We start from the raw sequence: 20000 nt of genomic DNA, 5'->3' as shown, positions 1-20000 counted from the left end.
ATATAACGTTGTCGGCGTGTTATGGCGGTGCGGGCACCTATGCCGTCATTCTTTCATTGTTTATCAGCGTTGCCAGGCGCTTAATCTGTTGTCCTTCGCTATCAAAATTACCCTCATCAAGCCAAAGGGTGAACGCTTCGCGTAGCGCTGGGTATTCACTATCAATGATCGAATACCACGCGGTGTCCCGATTACGCTGGTGTACAACAACGGCCTGACGGAATATGCCTTCAAAGGTAAAACCAAAGCGTGTTGCTGCCGCACGAGAAGGCGCATTAAGCGCATCGCATTTCCATTCAACGCGACGATACCCCAGCCCCTCAAAAACATAATCTAACAGCAGCGACATGACCTCCGTTGAAACCCGCGAACGTTTCATGCGTGATGAATAGGTCACCCAACCCACTTCTATTACGCCATTCGATGCATCAATGCGCATAAGTGCCAGCGTGCCGACAGCCTGCATACTGGCCAAATCGATTACGGCAAAATGCATGGGGTCGGTCTGCGCCGCAATCTTCGTTAAATAGTTTAAGAAAGAATCAAAGGTCGCGAATGGCCCTGACGCGAGATAGGTCCAGTCGCGAGAGTCAGGCGTATCGCAATAGGCTTCATAAAGTGCCTTTGCGTGGCGTTCGACGTTAATACGCTCAAGTTTGCAATAATGACCGGTGATGTGCTGAGCCGCGGGAAATCGCGCACCTTGCCAGTCCGGTAACGCTAAACCAACGGGTTGCTGGAATTCATTAAACGTGGATGACATGCTATTTACCTCTCATAATAGAGTGTCAAATGACTGCAGAATAAGAGACATATGACGGGGTAAAAAGAACCACAATGGATGTTTTTAACAGATCCACATGGCAATGCTATACCGAATACCAGCACCGTATTGCTTATGCGCAATTAAAAAATACCGGTCATGCAACTGTGGTGGAAATAAGAAATACTGCTATTAATGACATTATTATGCGCCATCACTATCAGCATCAAAGCGACGCTACATGGCATGGGCAAGACGACGAATACCCTCAACAATAACCTCTGGTGGATGATTCGCAAAACCGATCAAAATCCCCTGTCGGGAGGTATCCCCATGATAATAATGACTCAATGATTGAATCCCCAGCCCCAGCATTCTGGCTTTCTGTTCGACCTCATCGCCAGTCAACCCGTCATGCAACCAGCAGACGATATGCACCCCAGAATCAGAAGGCTGAACGGTCATTTTATCGGCAAGATAGCATTGAATAGCATTGACCAACGCCGTTCGCCGCTCGTAGCATGCCTTACGAACCCGTCGCACATGGCTGGCGTAATGTCCTTCTTCAATAAAACTCGCCAGTACCGCCTGCTCAAGATAACTGGAGCCAATATCGGAAAAATATTTTGTCACGATAAACTGTTCTTTTAATCCTGGCGGAACAACTAAAAAACCTAAACGAAATTCTGGGTACATCATTTTTGAAAATGTCCCTGAATATATTACCCGCTGATGCTGATCTAATCCCTGCAAGGCTTGCAAAGAGCGTGCGGCATAACGAAACTCACTATTGTAATCATCTTCAAATATCCATGCCCGGTTAACCCGAGCCCATTCCAGTAACTCAAGTCGTCGGGATAAACTGAGTGTTCCGCTAAGCGGGTACTGATCGGAAGGAACAACATAGGCCAGTTTCGCATGAGGGAAATGATCAATGCCGTATTGAACATTCATTCCTTTGCTATCCACCGGCACAGGTCTCACAATTGCCCCTGTTGACATAAATACCCCGCGCGCACCTTTATAACCAGGGTCGTCCAGCCAAACATCATTTCCTTTTGTAAGTAACGCCCGGGCAGTAATATTTAACGCCTGCTGAATACCGTTTACGATAATTATCTGATCTTCACTACAGTTAACCCCTCGCGTTGTTTTCACGTAGTGAAAAATTGCTTTTCGTAAGGGATAAAAACCGCAGGGGCTGGTATGAGAGCTGAGTTGATGCCGGGATTGTCTCCAGACTCGTCCCAGTAACTTGCCCCATAATGAATGAGGAAAGAGATCAGTACAGCCCACACCGACGGCGAACAGACGGTTCATTTCACGCCCTTCAACATCACCAGACCATAGACCACGAACGGATACGATATCCGCATTTAGCTGCCCATCGGCGGGCAGTTCATCTCCTTGCTGCGATTCAGGATAGAGCCCGCTGATGCTGCGGTCAGGAAGACTTGGCGTGACAAAGGTTCCAGCGCCTTTGCGCGTTTGAATATACCCTTCGTCTAACAGTCGGTCATAACCCGCAATTACCGAGTTCCGTGAAATTGACATCATCTCGGACAGCCCCCGGGTTGAGGGTATCTTTGTCCCTGGCGGCAGACGGCCTTCTACGATTGCGTTGCGTAGCGCATGGTACACCTGTTCCTTAATAACGCCTTGCTCTAAGAAAAGCTCCTGAAATAAAGGTGCACTATTTTTTTTCATTGCACTCACTCTTACGTTAAAAGTGGATCCTGGAAATATATGCAAAGTGTCTCTTTGCGGTGGCTTAAGCAATATTTAGGATAACCGCCATAGCAAACCACTCTGACTAAAATTATCAGGAGACCTATGAGTAACCAAAACACAACTACGCCGATTACCATCGAACCCGTCACCCAGCAAGACTACGCGGACTGGCTACCGCTTTGGATAAATTACCAGATTTTTTATCGTACTGAAATTTCAGACAAGGTCACACAATTAACCTGGGGCCGTTTTCTCAATCCTGTGGAGCCTGTTTTCTGTGCTGTCGCAAAATCTGACGGTAAAATTGTCGGTCTGGTGCATTATCTCTTTCATCGCTCAACCTGGGCGGAGTCTGATTATTGCTATCTGGAGGACTTATTCGTTAGTGAAGAAACCCGGGGCAAACACATCGGCAAGCAGCTTATCGAGTATGTTCAAAAACACGCCCGCAAGCGCCATGCTGCAAGATTATACTGGCACACACATGAAACAAACCTCCGCGGTCAGCGCCTTTATGACTGGGTTGCCAGCAAGAGTGGGATGATCGAGTATCGTATGTAAAATAAATAATACCCATTAAATCGGGTAGTTCTAAGTAAACATCCCCCCGTACTGTACCTTCATTTTTCAACACTTCGTCTGCGGCTCTGTTTCGCAAAGCCGCAGAATCCGAAATCGTCAGATTTCCGAGGCCAAATACCCGCTACGCTGAAAAGTGACATATTCATATATATTCTAAACTTGCCATCAATAAACAAGCATTACTTTTCAACACGTTGTACATATCTTATTACTCATGATTTTTATTCCCACATAAAATTACCCTACACTTGTTTCTACATCTCTATATTGATGGAGCGTTATCTAAACAAGCCGCCGGGTTGCATTTAATTGATGGAGTGCCAATGCAATTGTTCTAAATGTAGTTTATTCACCAGAGAAGTATATAAAAGAGCCAGACCATTAAATGCCGAGGTTTTAAATTACCTTGACGTCTATACAAATTGTGTCCCTAATAACAATGTTATACGCACCTATCCTGAACTGGATGAAATAAATAGTAAGACATCTTATTTTTGCAGTTTAAAAAATCCGCTATTGTTTTCCTTAGAGAGAACGATTAACGGTTTAATTTAACAGCATAACTATAAATCCTGTGGCTCTGGAACAGCAGAGCCACAGACATTTGACACTAATCAGGCTTTACTGGGTATTGCACCTACGGCATGCGAACCTTTTACGGTCAACGTCACCACGGCGGAACATAACAGTGCGGCGATCATAAAGATAAATGCACTGTTGTAACTTCCGCCGCTGCTTTGGATCAGCCAGCCAATAATCGGTGCAGAAACTACCCCCGCCATCTGACCGCCAAAGTTAACGATACCGGAAGCCCGCCCCATGATATTGCTGGGGATGGTATCCATTAAAATGCCCCAAAATGTCGCCATGGCAAAAAACATAAACAGCGCAGAGATACACTGATAAACCACCGCCATATCCGCACTGCTCACGCTGAAGGTCAGATACAGGAAGCCCGCCGCAATAACCGACGTCGCGACATACAACGTCTTGCGCATCGGTTTGAATTTATCTGAGCAATATCCGCCGATTAATGTCCCACCCGCGCCAAACAGGAACGGAATTGCCGCCATCACCCCCGTCTTCGCCAGTGAGAATTCACGCACCGTGATCAGGTAGCTTGGCAACCAGGTTGAAAACCCCCAGAAGGTGATATCAAACAAGAACCAGATACTGGCCATCTGCCAGAGCACCGGCATCTTGAGCACATCTTTAAACGCGATAGCGTTCGTATTTTGCAGACCACCCTGATCGTCAGCTGCTAAATCGGCCAGATCCTGTTGCGTAATCGCAGGGTGATCTTTCGGGTTGTCACGTGTGAATAAGTAGATACCCGCAGCAATAAACAGGCCCGGGATCCCCAGCACAATAAAGACCATGTGCCAGCCAAACGCCCCGATAATACTTGCAGCAACCACCACCGCCAGTGCGGGGCCTAAGGTATTTACCGTTGACTGAATTGCTGTAGCTCGACCGCGTTCTTTCGAAGGGAAATAGGTGGAAATCATTTTCCAGGAAGCTGACGGGAAGCACCCTTCGCCAATACCGAAGAAGAAGCGAACAGCCAGCATCAACGGCAGCGTTAATACCGCACCGGTTAAGCTAGTGAAGACAGACCACCAGGCAATACCAATGGCCATAATTTTACGTGAGCCAAACTTATCCGCCAGTAAACCACCGGGGATTTGGAACGCGGCGTAACCAATGAAAAAGGCGCTAATAATTAAACCTTGTTGGGTTGTATCAAGATTTAAATCTTTGCCGATATAAGGCAACGAAACGCTCATGACCATTCTGTCGAGGAACGAGAGCAGCCATGCCAACCAGATTAATGTCAGGACGGTATATCTTGCTTTCCAGGTCTTAGGTTTACCTGAAGGTAAAGATGTTTGTAGGTTCATTGTGATGTCCTTGGGGTGTAGTGATCTACCGCGGCCATAAATGGTCGCGATAGATCCATGCGTGTTTAGCGTTATTTATTAATATTGTTTTCTGATAACAGTACCGCTACAGGCATAACTTTCCGTGCCATTAATTAAGGCTATGCGTCCATTAACCATCACGATTTCAATCCCTTCCGGATACTGATTAGGTTCAACAAATGTCCCCTTATCCGCAATAGTATTGGGATCGAACATCACAATATCCGCCGCATACCCTACCTTCAGTAACCCGCGATCCTGCAGGCCCAACACCTCAGCGGGTTTGCCTGTCATCTTGCGGATTGCCGCTTCCCAGCTCAGGCATCCTTCTTCACGCACGTATTTACCCAGCACGCGCGGGAAGGCGCCAAACACACGTGGATGTGGTTTACCCGCGCCCATCAGTCCGTCAGTGCACACGTTTTGTTCCGGCCGGCAGAGAAATTTAATGACGTGCTCTTCAGTGCCGTAGAAATCGACCATGCCAACGGCATTTTCTTCTTCAAACAACAGATCGAAGGTGGCGTTGTACGGATCTTTACCGCGCAATTCCCCCAGTTGAACAAGGTTCAGACCAACAGCATCCTGATTTTTCTCTGTCTTGACGCTGGTGACAAAAATCTGATCCAGGCCTGCAAAATCAATGAAGTTATCCCAGCCAGGAATACCCTGCTGGATATCCTCTATCATTTTGGCGCGCAAATCAGGCGAGGCCAGACGCTCAAGTAATTTGTCCGTCCCGCCAGAGTGAACCCACGGTGGCAGGATCACGCCGAGCATGGTGCTTCCCGCCACGTACGGATACTGGTCGAAAGAGATACGGATCCCCTCTTCCTGGGCTTGCTCCAGCATGCCCAACATCTGGTCAATCAGCCCCCAGTTTTTCTTCCCACAGACTTTCATATGTGAAATATGCAACCAGACGCCGGTGGCTTTAGCGATATCGATCAGTTCCTGCGTTGAACTGATGATATCGTCAGCCTCACTGCGCTGGTGTACCACAAAGATCCCGTCATATTTCGCCGTGACCTTGCACAACTCAATCATTTCAGCGGTATCACCAAAAGCACACGGCATATAGATAAGCCCGGTAGAAAGACCAAACGCGCCGGCTTTTAGCTCACGCTCAAGGACTTCACACATCTTCGCCACATCTTCACGTGTGGAAGGGCGTCCATCCAGGCCCATCGCTTCCATGCGTACGTTACCGTGTGGCACCAGATACGCCAGGTTTGTCGCCGGATGTCGGGATGCCAACAGATTGAGATAACCGTCCGTGTTTTTATATTTCCAGTCAATTTTGTCGGTATCGCCGTCCAGTCCGGCAATATTTTTACGCCATGCCGGAATATACTCCTCCGGCAATGGTGCCAGCGCTACGCCATCCTGCCCCAGCAATTCGGTAGTAATTCCCTGGCGGATTTTCGCTGACAACGCAGGATTAATAATGGCTGACAGGTCAGAGTGTGTGTGAGTATCAATAAAGCCCGGACAAATAATTTTTCCTGTTGCATCAATAACCTGTTCATTGACGCCAACATCAATTTGACCAATTTCGACAATATGCCCTTCATCAACCATTACATCAGCAATTCGGCCTGGATTACCCGTTCCATCAATCACATTTCCGTTTTTAAAAATGGTTTTCATCGTTATTCTCCATTGCGGTGCCGCGAAGCAGCGCCACCTGTAAGGTAAGAGGTATTTATCTTTATTTTTTAACGGCGATAGAGTGTCTGGATGATGCTGTAATAGCCGCGGGCCGATCCGGTCAACTGATCGATCTCAATATACTCGTCGATGGTATGCGCCAGGTTTTCACGCGACGGCCCAAATCCGATGGTTTTGATCCCCGCTTCCCCCGCGTAGTGGCTGCCGTTAGTGCAAAATGAGTACTGAGTAATCGTTGGCGAGAAACCCGCTTCACGAACGCCCGCCAGAGCGGCCTGCACGAACTCGTCGGACTCGTCATAAACCCAGCCAGGGAAGAAACGCTCACCCTCAATGGTGGCGCCGGTATAGCAAGACTCCTTGCCAACGGCGTAAGAGACGCGGGCTTTGAACTGTGGGTCCTGAGCGGTTAGCTCCGCAAGTGCATTTTCCAGTGGCGCAATAACGCTTTCTTTGGTTTCGCCCACCAGCAAGCGGCGATCGTAAGTGGCACGGCAGTAATCCGGCACCACTGATGCGCCTGGATACGGCGACGATTTAATATCTGTCAGTTCCAGGATTCCGGGGCCAAGAACCGGGTGGGTTGGCGGAGTAATGGTGCGAATTTTGTCGATCAACTGCGCCATTTTGTACACCGCGTTAATTCCTGCCTGCGGGTTAGCAGAGTGGGCAGGTTTACCAAAGGTTTCAACCACAATTTCAGCACGCCCACGCTGGCCGATTTTCAGATTCAGTTCAGAAGCTTCGCCAATAATGACGTAATCAGGCTGATAGCGCTCACTGACCAGACGAGCGGCAATGCCTTCAAAACACTCTTCATGAACGATACAGGCGACGTAAATTTTCCCGGCAAAATTACGCTGATTATCCTGGCCGAAAAATCCTACGGCGGAGATCATCGCAGCAACAGCACCTTTCATATCGGTGGTGCCACGGCCATAAATTTTGCCATCGTCAATATCCCCACCGTACGGGTTGCGGGTCCACTTCTCCTCGTTCACCGGCACAGTATCGATATGACCATCCAGAACCAGCGTTTTCCCCGGATGATTTCCCACAATACCGCCGACGATATTGCCGTATTTATCAACATGGATGTCGTCGAACTGGTAATGCTGCATCATTATTTTTATGGCATTTACCACGCCCCCTTCCTGACCGGAATAACTTTTTTGCTGGATCAGCGCCTGGCAATTTTTAATAACTTCTTCAATACGTGTTGCAGATAACATGGGGTTTCTCCGTTAATACTCTCAATCAGGAAATTATTTATTGATGCCCGGGTACTGACCGCCCCAGACAATATCCAAATACTGTTGCGGGTCGGTATCACCTTCGGTACTTATCAGCAACACGCGGGAATGCTCATCCAGACCCAGTTGCTCACGGGTTTGGGCCAAATCCGGGGAGGTCATCAACAGCGCCAGAAGACCTGTCGTGACGGCCCCAGACTCACCTGAAATAATTTGTGGATCGCCCGCCAGCGGATTACCCAACATACGCATGCCCAGCGCCGCGACTTCATCAGGGCAGGAAGCAAATGCGGTGGCATAATCACGCAGTAACTTCCAGCCAATGCTGTTTGCCTCACCACAGGCCAGACCCGCCATCACGGTCTGTAAATCGCCGCCTACCGCAACAGCATCCCCCTCTTTTGCACGGGCTGAACGATAGAGACAGTCGGCAATTAACGCTTCGGCGACGATCACTTTCGGACGATTTTCGCCCCACGCGGCCGTCACCATGCCCTGCACCATTCCCGCAAATGACCCCACACCGGCCTGAACGAAAACATGCGTCGGGGCGACCTGATGGAGTTGATCAATCGCCTCCAGCATCAGCGTGCCGTAGCCCTGCATAATCCACTGCGGAATCTTTTCGTACCCTTCCCAGGCCGTGTCCTGTACAACGATCCAGCCATACTTTTGCGCCTGATCCGCGGTCATACGCACGGCATCGTCATAGTTCATATCCACGATTTCAGCGGTAGCGCCTTCATTGCGGATAGATGCCAGCCGCTGCTGTGAAGACCCTTTCGGCATGTAAACCACTGCATTTTGCTTGAGCTGGCGCGCCATCCACGCCACTCCACGCCCGTGGTTACCGTCGGTGGTGGTGGCAAACGTCACGGTCTTCAGGTCATGACGTACAGCTTCACTGGTCATGACATCAAACGGCAATTCGCTGATATCCTTCCCCACTAATTCCGCGATATGGCATGCCATCGCGTAGGCGCCGCCCAGCGCTTTGAACGCTTTCAGGCCAAAACGCTGAGACTCATCTTTGAGGTAAATATTTTTTACGCCCAGTTTTTGTGAAAGTGCCGGCAACGTATACAGCGGCGTTGGAGCGTATCCCGGAATAGACCGATGAAAATTCAACGCTTTTACCAGTTCCTGGCGACTAAAGGGTGCCAGCGGTGCGTTAGGGTGCTCGGTAAACGGCGTCTGGTTGATAAAAAATGATAAGTTTTGCTGCATCATAAAACCTCATTATCCTGGTAATTCATTCCCTGTAATCGGTGTAATACAGAGTTATTTACGCTATCGGTAATCCATAAAAGCAAAATGCTTACCAGTTTTTTAGAAAATGAGGGAAAACTTAAAAATAATTTAATAAATTCTTTTATTTCAATGTATTAATCAATTTTCAATAATAGCAAGGTAAAAACAGCCGTCGTTAGTTTATCGCCAGTTTTTGATAAATTCTCATAAATGATAAATAGTGTGATCACAAAGGATAAAAATAAAAAAACATCCAAAAACAATGCGGTAGATTGATTTTTCGCAAATCAATTTTGCAATAGTTCGCCTATTTATCATTTTCCTTGAGAAATGAGACACCTTACCGGAGAAGTATCATGATTTCAGTACTGAGCAATATCCAGGATGATATATGCAATTATGCCGACGCTATTTCCGGCATTACCGGGACTGATGTAGAAATCATTGATGAATCTTTAATGCGCATTGCTGGCACCGGTAAATACCGGCATATGCTCAATGAGAACGTGGCAAAAAATGGTTATATCTATCGGCATGTTTTGCAGGTCCGTGAGACGGTATTGATCAAAAACCCCGGTGAACATCCTCTATGTCAGCTGTGTGAAAAACACCATTACTGCTCTGAAATGCTGGATTTGAACGCCCCTATTTTTCTCAATAACCGCGTCATTGGGGTGATCGGCATTATTTGCTCAACGCAAACACAGCGTGACACTTTGCTAAGCCAGATCGATAAATTTGTCACGTTTATAGAGCAAATCGCCGTCATGATCTCCAGTAAGGTCTTTGAATGCCTGGAACGCTTACGCGCGCAGGAGACGCTCGGTGCCTTTCGTCGTCTGATTGATGCAATGGATCGCGGCGTTGTGGCCATCGATGGCAAGGGCCGCATCTGGCATGCCAACCATTCAGCAGATCGCATACTTAACCGTGAGGTTCAGGGATTACCCCTGACCATTGAAACGACCGGAGACAGTTTGTATGGCGATGAGGAAGCATGGCTGACGCTTGAAGGGCAAAAACACCATGTGCTGTGTAAACAAATCTCGCTCTCGTCACTGGATAACGACCGATTAACCATGGTTATCTTTCGCGATGCGTACGACTACCTGAGCACGATTGCCCCCTCACCCTATGAGTCTGACACACAGGTACGTCTTATTGGCCATTCCCCCTCAATGGAACAACTCAGAAGTACCATTAGCAAAATCGCCAACAGCTATGCCAGTGTACTGATCACCGGGGAAAGTGGTTCAGGTAAAGAAGTTGTGGCATTTGCTATTCATCAGAGCAGTCCGCGTAAAGCCGCCCCCTTCGTGACCATCAACTGCGCCGCTATCCCTGAACAACTCCTGGAAAGCGAACTGTTTGGCTACGTACGCGGCGCATTCAGCGGTGCCGATCCCAAAGGACGCGTGGGGAAATTTGAGCTGGCCAATGGGGGGAGTCTGTTCCTCGACGAGATTGGCGATATGCCACTGCATTTGCAGGCCAAGCTGCTCAGGGTACTGCAGGAAAAAGCCATCACCCGTGTGGGGTCTAACAACACCATCAATATTGACGTGCGGATTATTGCCGCAACCAACAAAAACATCAGCGCGATGGTCGAGAATAATCAGTTTCGTGAAGATCTTTTCTATCGCCTGAACGTGGTGCCATTGGTTCTCCCTTCCCTGCGCGAGCGACGGGCGGATATCGCCGTCCTGGCACAATATTTTGCCGATGAATTTTCGCTAAGCTACCAGCGACCACCGCAAAAACTTCCCGATGATGTTATTAACCGCCTTTATGCCTGGCACTGGCCGGGCAACATCCGTGAACTGCGCAACGTCATCGAGTACATTTTTGTCATGCGCGGAGAAGCCGCCGGGATCAACGCCAGCCATCTGCCCCCTTACCTGCTTACCGCAGCCGATGGCAGAAAAAGCACAATGATGGCGCAACCTCGCCAGCTTGCCCACCAGGGCAAACAAGCAGAGAGAGATGCCATTGAAAACGTCATGCAGCGATTTGGTTCAAGCGTTGAGGGTAAGAAACAAGCCGCGACAGAACTGGGGATCAGCATTGCGACGCTGTACCGAAAAATAAAACTGTACGGGTTATGATTTCCCCTTGCGTCCGCCACGGGCAATCAATGTCTGATGACGCCCCGCTTATCAGGCCTACGTCTTACAAGCTTTAGTAGGCCGGATAAGGCATCAGCGCCGCCATTGGGCAGTTACGGCTAAGCTTCTTAATCAAACACACCATTAATAATGGCGGTGACGACAGCGGTGCTCAGTGCAATCAACACCAGATTGTCACCGATAACCTGCCATTCATAGCCAGGATAATACGGGAGTTGATTCAGCATAGAGGGTGGGACGCTCTTCTTCGCAATTCCAGGAGGGAGTGGTTTTCCTCGAGCCAGATTTTTTGCAATACCCGGTGGCAGTGATTTATACCCCGTCAAACCATATCGGACAGCGTATTGCCTTGCCACGTGATAGCTGATGTCACTATCGACGTGATCAGGTTTGCCATAATTTTTACGCTGATCTGACTGCTGATTACCTTTGTGACCTGAATTTCCTTTCTGACTATTACCATGATTGCCGCTGTTACCATTCCCATTACCGTTTCCGGGGTTAGCAAATGCAGGCGTGACACATATCGTCATCGCGGCAACAGCGACTAAAGCCGTTGCTAAAGTACGGAGCATGGACATGATGATTCCTTTATCAGTGGTTACCTCTAAAAATGTACGATATGGCGTGAATTTGAGCCATTGCTATAACTCCGATTTGTACACCTCTGCATGCCAGTCATTCTGATGTCTCGCGCTTATTAGAGCGAGGTGGCGCAATCTCTATGTTCAGCTGTTTTGTGACCGTCTTCAGCGCCTTTAGTTTTGCTGGCGCCATGAATTTGACTGGCAAGATTTCAGCGAGAAACTTAAACAGTGCAAAATGTTTCTTTTTCCCTCGCCGCATAATCCTGGTGGAATGGTGTGGTCACGGGAAACGCTTGAAAAAATCAGTCACTATTGCCAGCAGGCCGGCGTCATCATTCTATCCGATGAAGTGCATAGCGATTTAACCCTGCCAGGTAAGCAACACCTGCCCTTTTTTACCCTCGATGACGCAGCAGGAAGTCAGTCAATCGTACTGACCTCTGTCAGCAAGACCTTCAACACGGCGGCGATCCAGGGGGGGGGATAGCCATTATAAAGAATGATGAACTGCGTCACCGGTTCTATCATTTTCTCGATAACTGTTATCTTGCAGAGACTCACTCACTGCAACAGGCAACGATTTATAGCGCCTATACCCATTGCGGTGACTGGCACCGGGAATTATTGGCTTATCTGGCTGATAACGTGACATTTGTTAGAAATGAAATCGAAATTCACTGTCCGTTGATCTCAATTGTCTATGGCGGCGCATCCTATCTGCTCTTTCTGAATGCCGAAAAAATGGCGCTTAGCGAGACGCAGCTAAGCGATTTTTTTGTCCATGAAGCCAGACCAGGCCTGTCACCAGGGTCACAATATGGTCCTGGCGGAGAGGGGCACATGCGTCTGAACGTTGGCTGCCCGCGCGCTTTACTGGTAGAGGCGATGAACAGACTAAAAGCGGCATACCAGAAACGGCTGAACGCATAACGCAGGCCGCTACGCTTGCCCTGCTTCGTCAGGGCAAAATGGCCCAAAGATATTGACCGAACTGCTATAAAGTCTTTCCCTTCTGTCGGCGGGTGTTAAACTGGAAAGTGTGATCTTCATCATAACCTGCTTAAACAGAGAAAAGAGACACTGCTATGCAACATATCATTGAGGGCTTCCTCAACTTCCAAAAAGAGATTTTCCCTCAACGTAAGGAACTCTTCCGCAGCCTGGCGTCCAGCCAGAATCCTAAAGCGCTTTTCATTTCCTGTTCTGACAGCCGTCTGGTGCCAGAGTTAGTGACGCAGCAAGAGCCAGGACAGCTTTTCGTTATCCGTAACGCCGGTAATATCGTACCGTCTTTTGGCCCGGAGCCTGGCGGCGTGTCTGCTACCATTGAGTACGCGGTCGTTGCTTTAGGCGTGACTGATATCGTTATCTGTGGTCACTCCAACTGCGGCGCGATGAAAGCCATCGCAGAAAGCCAACCCCTGGATCCGATGCCTGCTGTCGCCCACTGGCTGCACTATGCCGATGCCGCAAAAGCCGTGGTTGAAAAGAAAACCTGGGCTAACGAAATCGATAAAGTGAATGCCATGGTGGAAGAAAACGTAATTGCCCAGTTGAACAACATTAAAACGCATCCTTGCGTGGCTGTTGGCCTGCGCAACAACGCGATTCGTCTGCACGGCTGGGTCTACGACATCGAAAGTGGAGAAATTCGTACTCTGGATAAGAACAGCAAAACTTACGTTTCGCTGGCCGATAATCCACACGTCCATTTCGAGTAAAACTGCACTGGAGCACGGATGCTCTGGCAATCCTCCCACTACGATTTCTGTTAGTAGACAAACACCCCTCATGCGACTAGCTTTTAAACTAGCCATCAGTGTGGCTGTCGTGGAACCCGCAATAGATTAAGCGATCAAAAGGAGCAGGTACGCATGCGAACGAAAAATAACAGACTGATTAATATGTTATTTTTTCATGAGTCGTGGGATATTATGATCCTGAAAAATAATGGTTCGCATACCTTTCCCACTAACACACTGGAAATTCTGAACCGCACTCGGGCCCAGCAGCTCAAAAAGAAATATACCTTTCAGGCCGATCCTTTCATTATTGAAAAAGACAATAAAGTTTATGTTTTTTATGAAGCATTAAGCTTTCGTAATTCGCAAGGTATCCTGCGCTGCCGTATCCTTGATGCTAACCTGGTTGAGCTTGAGGATGTGAAACTCGACGGTTTTGATAACCTAAAATGCCATTTATCATTTCCTTTTTTATTTTACAACAACGATCAGCTTTTCATGATCCCGGAGTCTTCTGAAAGGAAAGAGGTTATCTTATTCCAGTCGATAGATTTCCCTACGCGCTGGAAACAGGTAAAAGTAATAGTGCCTGACCAGGCGCTCACCGATAACGTCGTCGTTTCGTTACATGAAAATTTTTATCTTTTATCCACCACGATGGAAGATAAGTTAGTTATCCATACGGCCAGTAATGTAACCGGGCCATGGCAAAAAATAGTGCCAACGCTTAACCTGTCGAATCAACACCCCCGAGGCGCTGGCGCACCACATTGCGTTGAGAATAGACTCTATTTTCTCACCCAGGAATGCACACCAGAGACGTACGGAAAGTCAATTTATATCAAAGAGTTAATCACACTTAACGCATCCAACTTTGATGAGCGTTTGATTGCGCAGATCAATGCCAGCATCAACCAAAGCGAGGGCGTCCACACGCTGAACTTTACCGATAACTATATCGTGTATGATAGTAAGATAAGCAAATTCAGCCTGTTTTCTATACTTAAAAAAATATCTTATAAATGCAGGGTGAAATACCGGAATTATTACTTTAACCGACGCCACCAATAACGTTTATTTATGCCGGTGGCATTAATGAATTAATGATAGTTTGCAAAAATATATCTGGAGACTGTATGGCAATTTTAGTCACTGGCGGTGCTGGTTATATTGGTTCACATACCGTGCTGACGCTTCTGGAAAGAGGTGATGACGTTGTGGTCATCGATAACCTTTCCAACTCCTCACAAACATCCCTGGACAGGGTTGCGGAACTGGCCGGCAAAGCACCCATCGTTTATATTGCCGATGTGCTGAACAACGATGTTCTGAAAACGATTTTCTCTAACCATAACATCACCGACGTCATTCATTTCGCTGGATTAAAATCAGTTTCAGAATCAATAAAAGAGCCGCTTGCCTACTATGACAATAACGTCACCGGCACGCTGGTTTTACTGCGTGAGATGTTAGCTGCGGGAGTGAAGCACTTTATTTTCAGCTCTTCCGCCACGGTATACGGCAACCCGGAAAGCGTTCCATTAAGTGAACAATCGCCAACCGGTGGTACCACCAATCCGTATGGCACATCAAAATTCATGGTCGAGCAAATTCTGGCAGACTTTTCCCGCGCACAGCCCGATTTCCGAATCACCTGCCTACGCTACTTTAACCCAGTCGGCGCACATCCATCGGGCAGGATTGGCGAAGATCCGAATGGTATCCCCAACAATCTGGTACCGTATATTTCTCAGGTGGCGATTGGCAAGCTGGAAAGCGTTTCGGTCTATGGAAATGACTATCCAACCCCCGACGGTACCGGTGTGCGTGATTACATCCATGTGATGGATCTGGCAACTGGCCATTTAGCGGCACTGGATTGCCAGGAAAAAGGTGCGGCATACAAAGTCATCAATCTCGGTACCGGTATCGGGTATTCCGTACTTAACCTGATCGCAGCCTTCGAGAAAGCGGCGCAAACCCGAATTAATTATAAGATTGTGGCCAGAAGGCCCGGGGATATTGCCGAATGTTGGTCAGACCCGTCGTTAGCACGAAAAGAGTTAGGATGGCAGGCCATCTACAATCTGGATGAAATGATACGCGATACCTGGAACTGGCAAAAAAACAATCCGGATGGCTATCACGTTTAATTTTTAACGCTAAGGAGCCTGATTGCCAGGCTCCTGACTACGGCAGACTATTTCACCGTGACCGCGGAGACGCGATACCAACCGTTGCTCTGCTTCCCTTCATTGGCAAAGTTAATTCTTGCCGCACCGGTTTTATCCACTATCGCCGCCTCAATAGCATACTTCCCTTTCAGCAGCGTCCCGGGCATCGGCATCGGGTAACTCAGTGAGTGCTTTCCGGGCAGCCAGTGGCGTATATCTTCCGGGGCATTCCCTTGTGCCACCACCTTATTGGCCTCATCAACCAGACGAAATGCCAGCGTGTAGGGCAGGTAAATCGGCGCGTTCCCCTCATTATACCAGGTGCTTGTCAGGGTGAATTCTTGTCCACCTTCCCAGACTGACTCGTGGCTCAGGGATGCTAAGCGAAACCGATAGCCCAGTTTTGTCAGTGCCTCGTCGACAATCGGACGATACTCACGAGGCACTGTTCTCGATTTCAGGTTAATCGTACTGGTATGTTGCTTCACCGCCCAGTCAAAAATCCCCTGCACTTCCTCTCGCGTATAGTGAAAAGTATTTTTCCAGTCCTGCATGTACGAGCAGATCTCAAAGCTCACTGGCGCATGTTTCCAGGCATCATTAAATCCTGAATAGCTTTTCCGTGCGGCCTGCAGCCGTTGCGGATAATCATCCGCCATATGATTCCAGGAAGCAGAAAACACGCGGAGATCGCCCAGGCAGTCCGCACGCCAGCCCGCCCCGCGCGCGACCGCATTCGCCAGACTTTGCCCACCACTCATCAACATGATTTTTGGCGTACTGGGGAAAGCAGTGAAATGCATCGTCACATAGCGGTCCAACTGCGCCGTGGTGTAGCGCTCCAGCAATGGCTTCAGCATCGGGAAGTTGCTGTTATGCCACTCTCCCCACGACCCCACCATACCGATATCCACGAAAGCCAGGTTCTCGTTACCATCATAGCGTTTACCCATCGCGTTCAGCAGGCGCTGGCTATATTCAATAAATAAGGGATCGTCTAAATCAGGGATAAAGGTTTTTTTGTCAGGCGTCCAGGTTCCCTTTACACCTTTGTTAATCAACCAGTCGGGAATTTGTGAACCGGTTTCCGGCTCAGCAAGCGCCATAAACCGCAGTCCGACGTTCATCGCCGGTCGATGCGCCGCGGCATACTTGAAAGCGTCATCAACCAGTGCAAAATTGTACTGGCCTTCGACAGGCTCAAGGTCACGCCAGTAAAAGCGCTCATATTCAAAGCCGGTGTCGGGATAATCCGCCAGTCCAAGCGTTTCACCATATCCCTGATGAAAACTGGCGATCCCGATACCTGGGTTTGTCAGTGGGCCCGTCATTGCCTTGGGGGTTACGGTCGTTACTGCGGCCAATACCGTCAGCGGACAGAACAGACACAACAGCGCAGAAAACCATTTACACTTCATCGCAGTGACGCCCTCCACAGGTTTGTTAACACTAGCGGTCTTTCAGGCTTAACCACCAGTCCCAGATACCAACGTGAAAATGTTGGAATACATCAATACCCAATGCGGACTTGATCATATACAGCGTCAGTAATACGCAGCAGGAGACAAACAGCGTGCCTAGCAGCAGCAAAAAAGTGAGTAACATGGTCGATAAGGTCGACTCCTGACGATGCCGCTGACGTAAGTCTCTGCCGAATAAAAAAACCAGATAAAAGCGTTTACCGAAAAATGGAAAACTTCTGCGAATATCGATCCGATGTCTTGATGCCAGCGTGCTGGCGACGATCGCTTTCTCGATCCCATCTTTTTGTTCCGGAGTCAGTCCCTCCGATATATGCTCATCAAGTTGCGCATAAAATCGTTCGATGACGGGGGGGCGATTCTGAGGACTGGTCAAAATTAACCTATATCTTTATCAATTGAGTGATAGACATTGACTGTTTTTCTGGCAATTTCCTGCCAGTCATAATTTTGCAAATATACACGATAGTCCACGCTATTTGCGCTGGCCCAGGCAGTTAATTTCTCAGCAAGACTGGACAATGAGCCGACCCGAAAATAGGTCTCAGACGGCAACTGCACTTCCAAATTTGCGGGAATGTCGCTCACCACCGCCGGGAGGGAATACGACATCGCCTCCAGAAGCGCAATCGGTAGCCCTTCATGGTAGGAAGGCATAACGAACAGCCTGGCCTGCGAAAACACCGCCTGAAGTTCATCTCCCCTTAAAAATCCGGTCATCACCACGCCAGGGGTATCAGCGGCAAGTTGCTTGAGTCGAATACTGTATTCCGTTGGGTGATCGGCATCGCCAATGAGCACTAGCGGCTGTTGCAAACCACTTTGTTTGTACGCGGAGATGGCATCATGCATCCCCTTTTCTTCCACAAACCGTCCGACCACCACGAAATAGTTTTTCGCCTCGAGTCCAAAGCGGGAAAGCGTGGCATGAAGGGTTTGATCTGACAACGGACGAGGCTTATTGACGCCGTTGAAAATCAAATGCGCATCATAGCGAGCATGTTTTTTCTGAATCAGTTGGTTAATGACCTCAGAAATCACTATCACCTCATTGGCATATCTCACCGCCCAGCGTTCGCCCAGCAGCAATATTTTTTTGGCGACAAATCCCCATTTTTGACGATCGTAATCAGGCCCGTGGTGGGTAAAAACCACCTTCTTACCTAACACGCGTAATAATGGGATCACCAAACCCGGCCCTATCGCATGGACATGCACAATATCAGAACGGTCGACACAGGTTCTAAACGCCGCTAAAACGGAGTGCACAATCGCTTCCAGTGACCGTTTTTTGGGTGCCCACAGCGCATAGGTCTCAACTTTCTTATAAGAGGATCGTTTGTAGCTAACATACGGCGAGCGGGCGATAACACAAATATCAACGTCAAACTGTTGTTTAATCGCCGGATAAAGATTCTGACAGTGGGTTTCCACCCCGCCCAAGACATCCGGAATACCGCGGGTACCAAAAACCGTTATTTTTTTACTCATTCTATGGCCTGCTCAGAAGTTCTTTATATAGCGCCTGTAAGGTGTCCATATGTTTGCTAAGCGCATATTTTTCACTCAGGCGCGCGCGACCCCGTAAACCCATGACACGTGCTTTATCCGGATCATCAACCAGAGCATCCATCGCCTTCGCCAGTTCCTGCGCATTACCCGGCTCAAATAAAATCCCTTCAATACCGTCGCGTATTTGTTCGGGGATCCCGCCAATGCGCGCCCCGATCACTGGTTTCGCGAAAGACATCGCCTCCAGCACCGCCATTGAGCAGTTTTCATAACATTCAGAGGGGAGGATCACCACACGGGCATGCTTAATGAGCGTATTGAGGGCATCCCCTTGTTGTACATAACCTAAAAACTCAGCTTCCGGGTATTTCGCCACTAACTCGTCATGCAACGGACCGTGCCCCACTATTTTCAGCGGAGTCGGGTTACGCATTTTTTGATGAGCGGCCAGCAACGTTGCCACCCCCTTTTCACGACTCAGGCGGCCGACGTACAGTATATAACCGTCTTCGACGACCTCATCGATGGGCAGGCTATCATCAACACCATTGACGATCACATCGATCCGCGATTTCGGCAACGTTCGGAGTAACACGCCGCGTAGAAAAACGCTGGGTGAAACAATCACATCCAGAGCCTGATAATTTTGGGCAATGTATTGCCAGGTCGCTTCTAACGAGAGCAGCAAGCTTTTAGAGGCAGAGCCTTCCTGACAGCGATAGCGGAAGGCATTGAAAACGGTACCGGTGATGCAGGCATCACACACTTTCCCATCGCGTAACATGGAGTATGCAGGACAGACAATCTTATAGTCGTGCGCCGTCAACACCGTTTTACAGCCAAAATTGCGCGCCACTTTAATCAACGCCGGCGTCAACTGATGGTAAATATTATGAAAGTGAACGATATCAGGGCGTTCTTTTTGTAAAAGCGCCAGCATTTTTTTGCAGGCCTGGGTGTTATGAATAAAGTTAACCGCGGTTTTGATGCCCCCCAACAGATTACTCTCTTTATGGTAATCGACATTGCTGACGAAATAATCCGCATAATCAGAGGGGAAATTTTTCTCATGCTGCATGGAAAAATCAATGACCTGGACACCAGCCTGTTTCAGCATGTCGCGTTCTTGAAAATAAACCGTTTCCGCGCCGCCTTTGATGAAAAAAAACTTGTTAACTAATAATACTTTCATGGCGCCTGCCCCG

18 protein-coding genes are annotated in these 20000 nt (G+C 48.5%); 7 read left to right on the top strand and 11 right to left on the bottom strand.

Annotated elements, in window-relative coordinates; all coding sequences use genetic code 11:
* Positions 1 to 37: 37 nt before the first annotated feature.
* Positions 38 to 763, bottom strand: coding sequence for a GNAT family N-acetyltransferase (locus OGX91_RS15485; RefSeq protein WP_005123004.1), 726 nt, complete (start codon positions 761 to 763; stop codon positions 38 to 40).
* Positions 764 to 1000: 237 nt separating this feature from the next.
* The gene (gene pdxR / locus OGX91_RS15480; RefSeq protein ID WP_286626728.1) at positions 1001 to 2470 is read right to left on the bottom strand and encodes a MocR-like pyridoxine biosynthesis transcription factor PdxR; all 1470 of its coding nucleotides are present in this window, start codon (positions 2468 to 2470) and stop codon (positions 1001 to 1003) included.
* Positions 2471 to 2596: 126 nt separating this feature from the next.
* Between pdxR and OGX91_RS15475 the strand changes: the two genes are divergently transcribed.
* Entirely contained in the window at positions 2597 to 3055 is a 459-nt protein-coding gene (locus OGX91_RS15475; protein WP_005123001.1) for a GNAT family N-acetyltransferase, read from the top strand.
* 635 nt (positions 3056 to 3690) lie between these two features.
* Here OGX91_RS15475 and OGX91_RS15470 read toward each other — a convergent pair.
* The 4 genes from OGX91_RS15470 to dpaL all read right to left on the bottom strand — a co-directional run bounded on the left by OGX91_RS15470 (position 3691) and on the right by dpaL (position 9149).
* Positions 3691 to 4977, bottom strand: a complete 1287-nt coding sequence (locus OGX91_RS15470) for an MFS transporter (RefSeq protein ID WP_155021804.1) — start codon at positions 4975 to 4977, stop codon at positions 3691 to 3693.
* Between the two features lie 78 nt (positions 4978 to 5055).
* On the bottom strand, positions 5056 to 6648 hold the full coding sequence (locus OGX91_RS15465; RefSeq protein WP_005122999.1) for an N-acyl-D-amino-acid deacylase family protein: 1593 nt from the start codon (positions 6646 to 6648) through the stop codon (positions 5056 to 5058).
* A 68-nt stretch (positions 6649 to 6716) separates the two neighbouring features.
* Positions 6717 to 7901, bottom strand: a complete 1185-nt coding sequence (locus OGX91_RS15460) for a YgeY family selenium metabolism-linked hydrolase (protein ID WP_286626725.1) — start codon at positions 7899 to 7901, stop codon at positions 6717 to 6719.
* Between the two features lie 33 nt (positions 7902 to 7934).
* Complete coding sequence (gene dpaL / locus OGX91_RS15455; RefSeq protein ID WP_040233393.1) at positions 7935 to 9149, bottom strand: diaminopropionate ammonia-lyase; 1215 nt, start codon at positions 9147 to 9149, stop codon at positions 7935 to 7937.
* A gap of 380 nt (positions 9150 to 9529) precedes the next feature.
* Between dpaL and OGX91_RS15450 the strand changes: the two genes are divergently transcribed.
* The gene (locus OGX91_RS15450; protein WP_188232390.1) at positions 9530 to 11278 is read left to right on the top strand and encodes a sigma-54 interaction domain-containing protein; all 1749 of its coding nucleotides are present in this window, start codon (positions 9530 to 9532) and stop codon (positions 11276 to 11278) included.
* 128 nt (positions 11279 to 11406) lie between these two features.
* Here OGX91_RS15450 and OGX91_RS15445 read toward each other — a convergent pair whose 3' ends face one another.
* On the bottom strand, positions 11407 to 11880 hold the full coding sequence (locus OGX91_RS15445; RefSeq protein WP_040233336.1) for an anti-virulence regulator CigR family protein: 474 nt from the start codon (positions 11878 to 11880) through the stop codon (positions 11407 to 11409).
* A 241-nt stretch (positions 11881 to 12121) separates the two neighbouring features.
* Here OGX91_RS15445 and OGX91_RS15440 point away from each other — a divergent pair, with 241 nt between their 5' ends.
* From OGX91_RS15440 to galE, 5 genes are all read left to right on the top strand, one after another.
* Complete coding sequence (locus OGX91_RS15440) at positions 12122 to 12373, top strand: aminotransferase class I/II-fold pyridoxal phosphate-dependent enzyme (protein WP_286626723.1); 252 nt, start codon at positions 12122 to 12124, stop codon at positions 12371 to 12373.
* A gap of 158 nt (positions 12374 to 12531) precedes the next feature.
* Positions 12532 to 12816, top strand: a complete 285-nt coding sequence (locus OGX91_RS15435; protein WP_223237016.1) for a beta C-S lyase family protein — start codon at positions 12532 to 12534, stop codon at positions 12814 to 12816.
* A gap of 155 nt (positions 12817 to 12971) precedes the next feature.
* The gene (locus tag OGX91_RS15430) at positions 12972 to 13607 is read left to right on the top strand and encodes a carbonic anhydrase (protein WP_005122990.1); all 636 of its coding nucleotides are present in this window, start codon (positions 12972 to 12974) and stop codon (positions 13605 to 13607) included.
* Positions 13608 to 13760: 153 nt separating this feature from the next.
* Positions 13761 to 14699 (top strand): glucosamine inositolphosphorylceramide transferase family protein, encoded by a 939-nt coding sequence (locus OGX91_RS15425; protein WP_286626720.1) that lies wholly within the window; start codon positions 13761 to 13763, stop codon positions 14697 to 14699.
* A 65-nt stretch (positions 14700 to 14764) separates the two neighbouring features.
* Positions 14765 to 15781: a UDP-glucose 4-epimerase GalE gene (gene galE, locus OGX91_RS15420; RefSeq protein WP_005122986.1), complete on the top strand. Its 1017-nt coding sequence runs from the start codon at positions 14765 to 14767 to the stop codon at positions 15779 to 15781.
* 47 nt (positions 15782 to 15828) lie between these two features.
* Here galE and OGX91_RS15415 read toward each other — a convergent pair whose 3' ends face one another.
* Genes OGX91_RS15415 through OGX91_RS15400 form a run of 4 tightly spaced genes read right to left on the bottom strand, consistent with a single transcriptional unit; the run spans position 15829 to position 19987 of the window.
* On the bottom strand, positions 15829 to 17220 hold the full coding sequence (locus tag OGX91_RS15415; protein WP_155021800.1) for a DUF4832 domain-containing protein: 1392 nt from the start codon (positions 17218 to 17220) through the stop codon (positions 15829 to 15831).
* Positions 17221 to 17251: 31 nt separating this feature from the next.
* Positions 17252 to 17659 carry a membrane protein gene (locus tag OGX91_RS15410; RefSeq protein ID WP_040233329.1) on the bottom strand — a complete coding sequence of 136 codons (408 nt, stop codon included), beginning with the start codon at positions 17657 to 17659 and terminating at the stop codon, positions 17252 to 17254.
* 2 nt (positions 17660 to 17661) lie between these two features.
* Positions 17662 to 18774, bottom strand: a complete 1113-nt coding sequence (locus OGX91_RS15405) for a glycosyltransferase family 4 protein (RefSeq protein ID WP_040233326.1) — start codon at positions 18772 to 18774, stop codon at positions 17662 to 17664.
* A gap of 1 nt (position 18775) precedes the next feature.
* The gene (locus tag OGX91_RS15400; protein WP_286626719.1) at positions 18776 to 19987 is read right to left on the bottom strand and encodes a glycosyltransferase family 4 protein; all 1212 of its coding nucleotides are present in this window, start codon (positions 19985 to 19987) and stop codon (positions 18776 to 18778) included.
* Between the last annotated feature and the right edge of the window lie 13 nt (positions 19988 to 20000).

This window comes from Citrobacter sp. Cpa228 (assembly GCF_030333085.1).
Lineage (GTDB): Bacteria > Pseudomonadota > Gammaproteobacteria > Enterobacterales > Enterobacteriaceae > Citrobacter > Citrobacter pasteurii.
This window is presented reverse-complemented; position numbering and strand designations above follow the sequence as displayed.

Coding starts and splice junctions, on each gene's coding strand:
- OGX91_RS15485 (WP_005123004.1), bottom strand. CDS start 763: ATGTCATCCACGTTTAATGAATTCCAGCAACCCGTTGGTTTAGCGTTA.
- pdxR (WP_286626728.1), bottom strand. CDS start 2,470: ATGAAAAAAAATAGTGCACCTTTATTTCAGGAGCTTTTCTTAGAGCAA.
- OGX91_RS15475 (WP_005123001.1), top strand. CDS start 2,597: ATGAGTAACCAAAACACAACTACGCCGATTACCATCGAACCCGTCACC.
- OGX91_RS15470 (WP_155021804.1), bottom strand. CDS start 4,977: ATGAACCTACAAACATCTTTACCTTCAGGTAAACCTAAGACCTGGAAA.
- OGX91_RS15465 (WP_005122999.1), bottom strand. CDS start 6,648: ATGAAAACCATTTTTAAAAACGGAAATGTGATTGATGGAACGGGTAAT.
- OGX91_RS15460 (WP_286626725.1), bottom strand. CDS start 7,901: ATGTTATCTGCAACACGTATTGAAGAAGTTATTAAAAATTGCCAGGCG.
- dpaL (WP_040233393.1), bottom strand. CDS start 9,149: ATGCAGCAAAACTTATCATTTTTTATCAACCAGACGCCGTTTACCGAG.
- OGX91_RS15450 (WP_188232390.1), top strand. CDS start 9,530: ATGATTTCAGTACTGAGCAATATCCAGGATGATATATGCAATTATGCC.
- OGX91_RS15445 (WP_040233336.1), bottom strand. CDS start 11,880: ATGTCCATGCTCCGTACTTTAGCAACGGCTTTAGTCGCTGTTGCCGCG.
- OGX91_RS15440 (WP_286626723.1), top strand. CDS start 12,122: ATGTTTCTTTTTCCCTCGCCGCATAATCCTGGTGGAATGGTGTGGTCA.
- OGX91_RS15430 (WP_005122990.1), top strand. CDS start 12,972: ATGCAACATATCATTGAGGGCTTCCTCAACTTCCAAAAAGAGATTTTC.
- OGX91_RS15425 (WP_286626720.1), top strand. CDS start 13,761: ATGCGAACGAAAAATAACAGACTGATTAATATGTTATTTTTTCATGAG.
- galE (WP_005122986.1), top strand. CDS start 14,765: ATGGCAATTTTAGTCACTGGCGGTGCTGGTTATATTGGTTCACATACC.
- OGX91_RS15415 (WP_155021800.1), bottom strand. CDS start 17,220: ATGAAGTGTAAATGGTTTTCTGCGCTGTTGTGTCTGTTCTGTCCGCTG.
- OGX91_RS15405 (WP_040233326.1), bottom strand. CDS start 18,774: ATGAGTAAAAAAATAACGGTTTTTGGTACCCGCGGTATTCCGGATGTC.
- OGX91_RS15400 (WP_286626719.1), bottom strand. CDS start 19,987: ATGAAAGTATTATTAGTTAACAAGTTTTTTTTCATCAAAGGCGGCGCG.